The organism is Bacteroides faecalis, from assembly GCF_003865075.1.
In the GTDB taxonomy this organism is placed as follows: domain Bacteria; phylum Bacteroidota; class Bacteroidia; order Bacteroidales; family Bacteroidaceae; genus Bacteroides; species Bacteroides faecalis.
In genome coordinates this window covers 1-12,893 of the sequence record NZ_BHWB01000030.1, presented here as the reverse complement: position 1 = coordinate 12,893, position 12,893 = coordinate 1, and the positions used below count along the sequence as shown (strand labels likewise).

The 12,893-nt window shown below is 39.7% G+C and carries 9 protein-coding genes; all 9 read right to left on the bottom strand.

Annotated elements, in window-relative coordinates:
* Position 1 precedes the first annotated feature (1 nt).
* Positions 2-628 carry a 50S ribosomal protein L4 gene (rplD, locus tag EJF25_RS23215; protein WP_125043045.1) on the bottom strand — a complete coding sequence of 209 codons (627 nt, stop codon included), beginning with the start codon at positions 626-628 and terminating at the stop codon, positions 2-4.
* Positions 628-1,245 (bottom strand): 50S ribosomal protein L3, encoded by a 618-nt coding sequence (gene rplC / locus EJF25_RS23210; protein WP_125043043.1) that lies wholly within the window; start codon positions 1,243-1,245, stop codon positions 628-630. Before rplC ends, rplD begins: the two co-directional genes overlap by 1 nt.
* 18 nt (positions 1,246-1,263) lie before the next feature.
* The gene (gene rpsJ, locus EJF25_RS23205) at positions 1,264-1,569 is read right to left on the bottom strand and encodes a 30S ribosomal protein S10 (RefSeq protein ID WP_002558075.1); all 306 of its coding nucleotides are present in this window, start codon (positions 1,567-1,569) and stop codon (positions 1,264-1,266) included.
* An 81-nt stretch (positions 1,570-1,650) separates the two neighbouring features.
* Positions 1,651-3,768 (bottom strand): elongation factor G, encoded by a 2,118-nt coding sequence (fusA, locus tag EJF25_RS23200; RefSeq protein ID WP_125043041.1) that lies wholly within the window; start codon positions 3,766-3,768, stop codon positions 1,651-1,653.
* A gap of 47 nt (positions 3,769-3,815) precedes the next feature.
* Positions 3,816-4,292 (bottom strand): 30S ribosomal protein S7, encoded by a 477-nt coding sequence (gene rpsG, locus EJF25_RS23195; RefSeq protein WP_025075462.1) that lies wholly within the window; start codon positions 4,290-4,292, stop codon positions 3,816-3,818.
* Positions 4,293-4,437: 145 nt separating this feature from the next.
* Positions 4,438-4,845 carry a 30S ribosomal protein S12 gene (gene rpsL / locus EJF25_RS23190; protein ID WP_077152987.1) on the bottom strand — a complete coding sequence of 136 codons (408 nt, stop codon included), beginning with the start codon at positions 4,843-4,845 and terminating at the stop codon, positions 4,438-4,440.
* Positions 4,846-4,980: 135 nt separating this feature from the next.
* Complete coding sequence (locus tag EJF25_RS23185) at positions 4,981-5,289, bottom strand: DUF3467 domain-containing protein (protein WP_125043039.1); 309 nt, start codon at positions 5,287-5,289, stop codon at positions 4,981-4,983.
* A gap of 140 nt (positions 5,290-5,429) precedes the next feature.
* Positions 5,430-9,713 (bottom strand): DNA-directed RNA polymerase subunit beta', encoded by a 4,284-nt coding sequence (gene rpoC, locus EJF25_RS23180; RefSeq protein ID WP_125043037.1) that lies wholly within the window; start codon positions 9,711-9,713, stop codon positions 5,430-5,432.
* A 105-nt stretch (positions 9,714-9,818) separates the two neighbouring features.
* Positions 9,819-12,893: DNA-directed RNA polymerase subunit beta (gene rpoB, locus EJF25_RS23175; RefSeq protein WP_125043035.1), on the bottom strand; the 3,075-nt coding region annotated here is incomplete at its 5' end.

Below are 12,893 nucleotides of genomic sequence, written 5' to 3'. Positions count from 1 at the left end.
TTTAAATTAAGATATTGTCAATAGCCTGCAAAGAGTTTTCTGTAAGCACAACAACCCCAGCATTTAATACTCTGTAAGTATTTAATCCTGAGATAGTCTGCACGTTAGCACCCTCAATGTTACGAGCTGACAAATATACGTTTTTATTTGCTTCCGGTAAAATCACAAGTAGCTTTTTATCGGAAACTTTAAGATTTTTTGTCATTGCAACGAAATCTTTTGTCTTAGGAGCTTCAAAAGTAAAGTCTTCTACGACAACAATTGCATTGTTTTGAGCTTTATAAGACAAAGCTGACTTACGAGCCAATGTCTTAACTTTTTTATTCAGTTTGAAGAAGTAATCTCTTGGTTTTGGACCGAAAACACGAGCACCTCCTACAAGTACCGGTGAATTCATATCACCACGACGTGCTCCACCGCCACCTTTTTGACGACCAATTTTACGAGTCGAACCACTGATTTCGCTTCTTTCTTTTGACTTATGAGTACCCTGACGCTGATTAGCCATAAATTGTTTTACGTCCAAATAGATAGCGTGGTCGTTGGGCTCAATTCCGAAGATAGATTCGTTTAACGTAACCTTTCTCCCAGTGTCTTCACCTTTAATGTTATATACGTTAACTTCCATTATTTCTCAATTAAAACGATTGAACCTTTGCAACCCGGGATAGAACCTTTAATCAAAAGAAGGTTATGATCCGCGATTACTTTTAATACCTGTAAGTTTTGTACAGTGACTCTGTCGCCACCAAGCTGTCCACCCATGCGCATTCCTTTGAATACTTTTGCAGGGTAAGAACAAGCACCAATAGAACCCGGTTTACGAGCGCGGTTATGCTGACCATGAGTAGCCTGACCTACACCACCAAAACCATGTCTTTTTACTACACCCTGAAAACCTTTACCCTTAGAAGTACCAACAACATCCACAAAACTAGCGTCATTGAACATCTCTACGGTAATGGTATCACCCAGATTTAACTCTGTTTCAAATTCTTTGAACTCAGCCAAGTGTCTCTTTGGCGTTACTCCAGCTCTTTTAAAGTGACCCATCAACGGTTTAGTTGTATGTTTTTCCTTTTTGTCTTGGAAACCCAACTGAACAGCTGCATAACCATCTTTTTCTACAGTTTTAACCTGAGTAACAACACAAGGACCTGCTTCGATAACAGTGCATGGTACGTTCTTACCATCGGCACTGAAAACGGACGTCATTCCGATTTTTTTTCCTAATAATCCTGGCATTTCACTAATTTTTAATTATCAAACTTTAATTTCTACTTCTACACCACTTGGTAATTCCAACTTCATTAGAGCGTCTACAGTTTTAGCTGTTGAACTATAAATGTCGATCAATCTCTTATAAGAAGAGAGCTCAAACTGTTCACGAGACTTCTTATTAACGAAAGTCGAACGGTTTACAGTAAAGATACGTTTATGCGTAGGTAGAGGGATTGGACCACTAACAATAGCACCTGTAGCCTTTACAGTTCTTACAATCTTCTCAGCTGATTTATCAACCAAATTGTGGTCGTAAGATTTCAATTTAATTCTAATTTTCTGACTCATTATATTTTTTAATTAAGATAGTTACAAATAAGATAAAGCGGCAGACTAAGAGTCATTCGCTAGCCTGCTGCCTTAGATATTTTAGAGTAAATCAGCACGTCCTTTTACTTCCTCCAATACAGCCTTAGCAATAGAAGAAGAAACCTGAGCGTGATGAGAATAAGTCATTGAAGAAGTTGCACGGCCTGAAGTTATGGTACGCAACGCTGTTACATAACCAAACATTTCTGCCAATGGAACCATTGCTTTTACAATACGAGCACCAGAACGGCTTGATTCCATTCCCTCAACCTGACCACGACGTTTATTCAAGTCACCGATTACATCACCCATATTTTCTTCTGGAGTTACAACCTCCAGTTTCATAATAGGTTCCATCAATACTGGACCTGCTTTAGCACATGCATTCTTATATGCCTGAATAGCACAGATTTCGAAAGACAGTTGATCAGAGTCAACCGGATGGAATGAACCATCGATCAAAGTTACTTTCATTGAATCCAACGGATATCCAGCCAACACACCGTTCTTCATTGCGCTTGTGAAACCTTTCTGAACTGAAGGAATAAATTCTTTAGGAATATTACCACCCTTCACTTCATCGATAAACTGCAATCCGCCTTCTTTGAAATCCTCATCAACAGGACCGATCTTAACAATGATATCAGCAAACTTACCACGACCACCAGATTGTTTCTTATAAACTTCACGAAGATCAACTGTCTTAGTGATAGCTTCTTTATAATTAACCTGGGGTTTACCTTGGTTACATTCTACTTTAAATTCACGTTTCAAACGGTCAATAATGATATCCAAGTGCAACTCACCCATACCAGAAATTACAGTCTGTCCTGTTTGCTCATCAGTCTTAACTGTAAATGTCGGATCTTCTTCAGCCAGCTTAGCCAAACCGTTAGACAATTTATCCATGTCTTTCTGAGTTTTAGGCTCAACTGCAATACCGATTACCGGCTCTGGGAAGTCCATAGACTCTAATACAATCGGAGCAGTTTCATCACAAAGTGTATCACCTGTATGAATATCTTTAAAACCTACACCAGCACCAATATCACCAGCACCGATTACTTCAACCGGATTCTGCTTGTTCGAATGCATCTGGAACAGACGAGAAACACGTTCTTTCTTACCAGAGCGGGAATTATAGATATAAGAACCAGCTTCAATCTTACCTGAATATACACGGAAGAAAGTCAAACGGCCTACATAAGGGTCAGTAGCAATCTTAAATGCCAAAGCTGATGTTTTCTCATCATCACTCGGTTTACGATCTTCCTCTGCGCCTGTATTCGGATTTGTACCAATTACATTCTCAGCATCCAATGGAGAAGGCAAGAAAGCACAAACATAGTCCAGCAATGTCTGAACACCCTTATTCTTAAATGAAGAGCCACACAACATTGGTACAACCGCCATCTGAACTGTTGCATTGCGGAGAGCTCTCAACACTTCTTCTTCTGTAATAGTAGAAGGATCATCGAAATATTTTTCCATCAAAGCATCGTCAAATTCAGCAACCTTTTCAAGCATTTTATCTCTCCATTCGTTTGCTTCATCAATAAGATCAGCAGGAATTTCTTCCACTGTATAATCAGCTCCCATCGTTTCATCATGCCAATAGATAGCTTTCATCTTAATCAAATCAACTAAACCTTTGAAAGTTTCTTCAGCACCAATAGGAATAACAATAGGACAAGGATTAGCACCCAAAACATCCTTCATCTGACGTACAACCTCAAAAAAGTCTGCGCCAGAACGGTCCATTTTATTAACGTATGCGATACGGGGTACATTATATTTATCAGCTTGACGCCACACAGTTTCAGATTGTGGTTCAACACCACCAACTGCACAGTAAGCAGCAACAGCTCCATCAAGAATACGCAATGAACGTTCTACCTCAGCGGTAAAATCCACGTGTCCCGGAGTATCAATCAAGTTGATTTTATAAGTATCACCTGCATATTTCCATCTAGTTGTTGTAGCAGCAGATGTAATAGTAATACCACGTTCTTGTTCCTGCTCCATCCAGTCCATTGTAGCTGCACCATCATGAACTTCACCAATTTTGTGAGTCAATCCAGTATAGAACAGAATACGTTCAGAAGTTGTAGTCTTACCAGCATCGATATGCGCCATGATACCGATATTACGAGTCAAATGTAAATCATTTTTAGCCATTTCCTAATTCTTTTACTTTAAGTTTATAATTTATGTTTCTTACAGTATTAGAATCTGAAATGAGCAAACGCACGATTAGCTTCAGCCATTCTGTGCATATCTTCTTTACGTTTGAAAGCACCGCCTTGTTCATTAAATGCATCCATGATTTCAGCAGCTAATTTATCAGCCATAGATTTACCACCTCTTTTACGAGCATACAGAATCAAATTCTTCATAGAAATTGATTCTTTACGATCCGGGCGAATTTCAGTAGGAACTTGGAAAGTAGCACCACCTACACGACGAGATTTTACTTCCACTTGTGGAGTCACATTATCCAAAGCCTTTTTCCAGATTTCGAGAGCAGATTTTTCCTCATTAGGAAGTTTTGTTTTCACTGTTTCCAGAGCGGCATAAAAGATTTCATAAGATGTATTCTTCTTACCATCATACATCAAATGGTTTACAAATTTAGAAACCTTTTGGTCATTAAACACAGGATCCGGAAGGATAACGCGTTTTTTGGGTTTTGCTTTTCTCATTTGTTTGAAAAATAATGTTTTTTGTTCTTGGTTGTCTACTTCTTGACTTCTTCAATCCTCCCACCGGAGAATTTACTCAACCTTTAGCATCTCCAACAAACTAAAACGTAAATTATTACTTTAAATTTTAATTAGGTTTTAATCCTTATTTTTTCTTCTTAGCTGTTGCAGCCTGTTGTCCTGGCTTTGGACGCTTAGCTCCATACTTAGAACGTCTTTGAGTACGACCTGCAACACCTGCTGTATCTAGTGTACCACGTACAATGTGATAACGTACACCTGGAAGGTCTTTCACACGACCACCACGTACCAATACTATAGAGTGTTCTTGCAAGTTGTGTCCTTCACCCGGAATGTATGAGTTTACTTCTTTTTGGTTAGTTAAACGCACACGAGCTACTTTACGCATTGCAGAGTTCGGTTTTTTCGGAGTAGTAGTATATACTCTCACGCAAACGCCACGTCTTTGAGGACATGAATCCAAGGCCGGAGATTTACTTTTCTCCACCAGCACTTCGCGCCCTTTTCTTACTAATTGCTGAATTGTAGGCATTTTAATTGTTTTTTGATTTATATTATTGTTATATTAATTTCGTAACTGTACATTTTGGGCTGCAAAAATACGAATAATATTTGAATTTTCAATGCGCTACATCTTTTTTTTATTTTTTAATACTTCGTATATTCCTCATGCTTCGCCTTTTATACCATTCAAAGGAGGTAAAGGTGCTCCATCAGAAGTTCTTATCAAGCCAAACACATGTTCATATTTTGCTATATTATCTTCTAAAGCACGCAACAATCGTTTCGCATGTTCAGGTGCTAATATTATACGAGACTGAACACCCGCTTTCGGTATCCCAGGCATTACACGTACGAAATCAAGAATAAATTCTGAACTTGAGTGAGTAATAATAGCTAAATTAGCGTAGGTTCCCTGAGCTACTTCCTCTTTTAGCTCAATCTGTAACTGACCATCGTTAGTTTGTTCTTCCATATTCAATATGATTAAAAGTTTCTCTGCAAAATAACACAAATTTCCTGAGACAATAGCACATTAGAATAAAAAGAAATAAAAAAGGAGTAACTGCCAATTATGACAATCACTCCTTTTTACATATAATCAATTGATTTGTATTATTCTACTTCATTGTAGTCAAGCACCGTTTTTTTGTTTGCCAAAATACGGTCATACTCCTCTTTAGATCCAACAATGATCTTTTCGAACTCACGCTGACCTGTACCTGCCGGAATTAAGTGACCACAAATTACATTTTCTTTCATGCCTTCGAGTTTATCAATCTTACCGTTGATAGCAGCCTCATTCAACACCTTCGTAGTTTCCTGGAAAGATGCAGCAGACATGAAACTTGAAGTCTGTAATGCAGCACGAGTAATTCCTTGAAGAATTTGAGTAGATGTAGCAGCAACGGCGTCACGAACATCAACCGGACGTAAGTCACGACGTTTCAACATACTATTCTCATCACGCAATTTACGAGCAGTCACAATTTGACCAGGTTGCAAATTCTGAGAATCTCCCGCATCTACTACCACTTTCTTACCCCAAATACGATCATTTTCTTCCATGAACTCCAGCTTATCTACCACTTGTTGTTCCAAGAAGCGAGTATCACCCGGTTCATCAATCTGTACTTTACGCATCATCTGGCGAACAATGATTTCGAAGTGCTTATCATTGATCTTCACACCCTGCAAACGATATACATCTTGAACTTCATTCACGATATATTCCTGTACAGCCGTAGGACCTTTAATTGCCAAGATGTCTGCCGGAGTAATAGCGCCATCAGACAATGGGGTACCAGCACGCACATAATCATTCTCCTGCACTAGTATCTGTTTAGACAACGCAACCAGATACTTTTTCACCTCACCGGTTTTGGAAGTTACAACGATTTCACGATTACCACGCTTGATCTTACCCATAGTAACCTCACCGTCAATTTCAGAAACAACGGCGGGATTCGAAGGATTACGAGCCTCGAACAACTCAGTAACACGCGGAAGACCACCTGTGATATCACCCGCCTTACCAACAGCACGCGGAATCTTCACGATAACTTCACCAGCTTTTACTTTTTGTCCATTCTCAACAATAACGTGACCACCTACCGGTAAGTTATAAGTACGGATCAAATCACCATCTTCAGTCAAAATATGAGCTGAAGGCACCTTTGTCTTATCTTTAGATTCAATAATAATAATCTCGCGAAGACCGGTTGCTTCATCCGATTCGATCTTATAAGTTACGTTCTCAATAACACCTTCGAACTCTATCTTACCAGTAGCCTCAGTGATAATAACAGCATTGAACGGGTCCCACTTAGCAATCAATTTACCCTTTTCTACCAAATCACCATCAGATACATATAATGTTGAACCATAAGGCACATTGTGCGTAGAAAGGACAATACCCGTATTTACATCTACGAAACGTACTTCAGCCAAACGGCCAACTACTACTTTTGCAGATTCGCCCATTTCATCTACAATATCTACTGTACGAAGTTCTTCAAACTCCAAACGAGCATTGTTCTTAGCAACAATACTAGCATTTGCTGCAATATTCGCAGCCGTACCACCAGCATGGAATGTACGCAATGTCAGCTGTGTACCCGGCTCACCAATAGATTGAGCAGCGATAACCCCCACAGCTTCACCCTTCTGAACCATTTGGCTCGTAGCCAAGTTACGTCCGTAACATTTAGCACAAACCCCCTTCTTAGCTTCACAAGTTAATACCGAACGGATTTCGACACTTTCAATTGGAGAATCCTGAATCTTCTTAGCTATTTCTTCTGTAATTTCCTCACCACCAGCAACAAGAAGTTCACCTGTAGTAGGATGAATTATATCATGTACGGAAACACGACCCAGAATACGTTCGAACAAAGTAGCAATAACTTCATCGTTATTCTTCAAATCTGTACAAACCAATCCGCGAAGAGTACCGCAGTCTTCTTCTGTAATAATCACATCGTGAGATACATCTACCAAACGACGAGTCAAATATCCCGCATCAGCAGTCTTCAGCGCTGTATCAGCCAAACCTTTACGAGCACCGTGAGTAGAGATAAAGTACTCCAACACAGACAATCCTTCTTTAAAGTTTGACAAGATAGGGTTTTCAATGATCTGACCACCTTCAGCACCAGCTTTTTGCGGTTTAGCCATCAAACCACGCATACCTGACAACTGACGAATCTGTTCTTTAGAACCACGAGCGCCTGAATCAAGCATCATATATACAGAATTAAAACCTTGATCATCAGAAGAGATAGTCTTCATCAAGATATTAGACAACTCTGAATTCACATGCGTCCAGATATCAATAACCTGATTATAACGTTCATTATTGGTAATGAAACCCATGTTGTAGTTATTTACAACCTGTTCAACTTCATCATAGCCCTTCTGTACTAATGCCTCTTTCTCTTTTGGAATAATGATATCACCCAAGTTGAATGACAAACCACCCTTGAAGGCCATCTGGTAACCTAAGTTCTTAATTCCATCCAAGAAATCAGCAGCTTTGGCAACACCACAGACCTTAATTACATTACTAATAATATCGCGCAATGATTTCTTAGAAATGATCTCATTGATATATCCAGCTTCAGGCGGAACAATCTCATTCACAATGACACGTCCTATTGAAGTCTCACGCATTACATCTATAATATTACCACTTTCATCAAGATCTTTCACAATAACTTTCACAGGAGCATGAATATCTACTCTACCTTCATTATATGCGATCAGCGCTTCTTCCGGTCCATAGAATGTCAAACCTTCACCTTTTGCACCGGCACGTAACTTGGTAATGTAATACAAACCAAGAACCATATCCTGTGCTGGCACAGTAATAGGTGCACCGTTTGCCGGGTTCAAAATATTATGTGATTGAAGCATCAACATCTGAGCTTCAAGAACAGCTTCATTACTCAAAGGCAAGTGAACAGCCATCTGGTCACCATCGAAGTCAGCATTAAATGCCGTACATGCCAACGGGTGTAATTGAATAGCCTTACCCTCAATCATTTTTGGTTGGAATGCCTGGATACCCAAACGGTGCAATGTCGGAGCACGGTTCAGTAATACAGGATGGCCCTTCATTACGTGTTCAAGGATATCCCAAATCACTGGCTCTTTACGATCTACAATTTTCTTTGCAGACTTAACTGTCTTCACAATACCGCGTTCGATCAATTTACGAATAATAAACGGCTTGTACAACTCAGCTGCCATTAATTTCGGAATACCGCATTCACCCATTCTTAATTCCGGCCCAACAACGATAACCGAACGTGCAGAATAATCGACACGTTTACCTAACAAGTTCTGACGGAAGCGTCCTTGCTTACCTTTCAAACTATCAGACAAAGACTTCAAAGGGCGATTAGCATCTGTCTTAACAGCACTTGATTTACGTGAATTATCGAATAATGAATCTACAGATTCCTGAAGCATACGTTTTTCATTACGCAAAATGACTTCTGGAGCCTTAATTTCAATTAAACGTTTCAAACGATTATTACGAATAATTACACGACGGTAAAGGTCATTCAAGTCAGATGTAGCGAAACGGCCACCATCCAACGGTACCAACGGACGAAGTTCTGGAGGAATAACCGGTACAATACGTACAATCATCCATTCCGGTTTATTACGTCCGCGTGAAGAACGGAAAGATTCTACTACTTGAAGACGTTTCAAAGCTTCATTCTTACGTTGCTGTGAAGCATCGTTACTTGCACGATGACGAAGTTCGTAAGACAAAGCATCCAAATCCAAATGAGCCAGCAAATCATAGATAGCTTCAGCTCCCATCTTAGCGATAAACTTATTCGGATCGTTATCCTCAAGATATTGATTATCTTTTGGAAGAGTATCCAGAATATCCAGATATTCTTCTTCAGAAAGCAAATCATATTCAGCTATACCATCTTCTGCTTTTACACCCGGCTGAATGACAACATAACGTTCGTAATATATAATAGAATCCAACTTCTTTGTCGGCAATCCAAGCAAATAACCGATTTTATTCGGAAGTGAACGGAAGTACCAGATGTGTGCAACAGGCACTACCAACTGTATATGTCCCATACGTTCACGACGTACTTTCTTCTCTGTAACTTCCACACCACAACGGTCGCAGACGATACCTTTATAACGGATACGTTTGTACTTACCGCAATGACATTCATAATCCTTGATAGGACCGAAGATACGCTCGCAGAACAACCCGTCACGTTCAGGTTTGTACGTACGGTAATTAATGGTTTCAGGCTTCAAAACTTCACCACTCGAATTCTCTAGGATTTCTTCCGGAGAAGCCAGACCTATTGAGATCTTCGAGAAATTACTTTTTGTCTTATTTTCTTTTCTAAAAGCCATACTCTATATAATTGAGATTTTGATAATTGAATCTTTGGAAAATGAAGAGCGAGCAAATGCCAACACGCCATCAGCGGCATATTGGCATCTGCAATCTTCTATTATTTATTCTAGGTTGATACTCAAACCTAAACCTCTCAACTCATGCAACAATACGTTCAGAGATTCTGGAATACCCGGCTGTGGCATCGGTTCTCCCTTCACAATTGCTTCATAAGCCTTTGAACGTCCTACAACGTCATCAGACTTAATTGTCAAGATTTCCTGCAAGATATGAGCAGCACCGAAACCTTCGAGTGCCCAAACTTCCATTTCTCCGAAACGCTGACCACCAAATTGAGCCTTACCACCAAGAGGTTGCTGAGTTATCAATGAATACGGACCGATAGAACGAGCATGCATCTTATCTTCAACCATGTGACCCAATTTCAACATATAAGTCACACCGACAGTTGCCGGCTGGTCGAACTGTTCACCAGTACCACCATCACAAAGATAAGTCTTACAATAGCGAGGTAATCCTGCTTTGTCTGTCCACTCATTCAAATCATCTATAGTAGCACCGTCAAAAATAGGAGTTGCAAACTTAACACCTAATGTTTTTCCAGCACGTCCCAATACAGCCTCAAAAATCTGTCCAATGTTCATACGTGAAGGCACACCCAACGGATTCAATACGATATCAACCGGAGTACCATCTGCCAAGAATGGCATATCTTCCTGACGTACAACGCGTGATACAATACCTTTATTACCGTGGCGACCAGCCATCTTATCACCTACACCGATCTTACGTTTCTTAGCAATATATACTTTGGCCATCTGAATGATACCTGCAGGAAGCTCGTCACCAATAGTGATAGCAAACTTCTTACGCTTCAACTCAGCATCCAATTCTTTATATTTCTTGATGAAGTTCATCACCAAATCGCGAATCATGCTATTAGTATGATCATCATTGGTCCAATTACTCAACTGAATAGAAGTGAAATCAAGAGAATCAAAATCAGAAGCACTAAACTTAGCACCTTTGGCTATTACTTCTGCACCCAGATAATCTTTCACCCCCTGAGAAACTTTACTTTCAGTCAGAGTCATTAACTTCTTAACCAAAATACGTTTCAAGTCAGCAACTTTAGATTCGAACTCATCATCAATCTTAGGCAATAATGCTTTATCAGCCAATTTCGAACTACGATTCTTAATTACGCGTGAGAATAATTTCTTATCAATTACTACACCTTTCAAAGAAGGAGAAGCTTTCAAAGAAGCATCTTTCACATCACCAGCTTTATCACCAAAGATTGCACGAAGCAATTTCTCTTCCGGTGATGGATCAGATTCTCCTTTCGGAGTAATCTTACCGATCATGATATCACCTGGTTCGATACGAGCACCAATTCTAACGATACCATTTTCATCAAGATCTTTAGTTGCCTCTTCGCTAACATTAGGAATATCAGAAGTCAATTCCTCCATTCCACGTTTTGTCTCACGAACTTCCAAAGAATATTCTTCAACGTGAACAGAAGTCAATAAATCTTCACGTACCACGCGCTCGTTCAACACAATAGCATCCTCATAGTTATATCCTTTCCAAGGCATATAAGCTACCAAGAGGTTCTTACCCAAAGCTAACTCACCATTTTCAGTGGAATAACCTTCCGTTAAAATATCACCTTTCTTTACACGCTGACCTTTGGTACAAATCGGACGCAAATCAATCGTCATGTTCTGGTTAGTCTTACGGAACTTCGGAATTCTATATTCTTTCAAAGCAGGTTCAAAACTTACAAACTCTTCATCTTCTGTACGATCATACAAAATACGAATAGTAGTAGCATCAACGAAATCAATAATACCATCTCCTTCAGCAGTTATCTGCGTACGAGAATCTCTTACTAACTGGCGTTCAATACCTGTACCCACAATTGGAGCTTCACTTCTCAACAAAGGAACAGCCTGACGCATCATGTTTGATCCCATCAATGCACGGTTAGCATCATCATGTTCAAGGAACGGAATTAAAGAAGCCGCAATTGATGCTATTTGCTGAGGAGAAACATCCATCAAATCAACCTCCAACGGTTCCACAACCGGAAAATCTGCATCCTGACGAGATTTAACTTTATTACGTATAAATGTTCCGTCATCATTCAACGGGGCATTACCCTGCGCAATAACTTTATCCTCTTCTTCTTCAGCAGTCAGATATATCAAACCATTATCAGAAAGATCCACCCTTCCATTATCTACCTTACGGTACGGAGTTTCAATGAATCCCAGATCATTAATCTTTGCGAACACACATAATGAAGAAATCAAACCAATATTCGGACCTTCAGGAGTCTCAATCGGACAAAGACGACCATAGTGTGTATAGTGAACGTCACGGACCTCAAAGCCGGCACGCTCACGAGACAAGCCACCAGGGCCTAATGCAGACATACGACGTTTATGAGTAATTTCAGCCAACGGGTTTGTCTGGTCCATGAACTGAGACAATGCATTTGTTCCGAAGAAAGAGTTGATTACAGAAGAAATAGTCTTCGCATTAATCAAATCAATCGGAGTAAACACTTCATTATCACGAACATTCATACGCTCACGAATCGTACGAGACATACGAGCCAGCCCTACAGCAAACTGATTAGATAGCTGTTCACCTACTGTACGTACACGACGGTTACTTAAGTGGTCAATATCATCCACATCTGCTTTTGAGTTAATCAACTCAATCAGATATTTGATAATTTCAATAATATCTTCCTTAGTGAGGACGCGCACATCCATATCTGTCGTCAAATTCAACTTCTTATTGATTCTATAACGACCTACATCACCAAGGTCATATCGCTTTTCAGAGAAGAACAAGTTATTGATAACTTCACGAGCACTTGCATCATCAGCCGGGTCAGCATTACGTAACTGACGATAAATGTACAATACAGCTTCTTTTTCCGAGTTACTCGGGTCCTTCTGCAAAGTATTATATATGATAGAAAAATCAGATTGGTTCGGCTCATCCTTATGTAAAAGAATATTCTGAACACCCGATTCTAGAATTTCATCAATATGCTCCTCGTCCAGGACGGTTTCACGATCAATAATAACTTCGTTACGTTCGATAGAAACCACTTCACCAGTATCTTCATCAACGAAATCTTCAATCCATGTTTT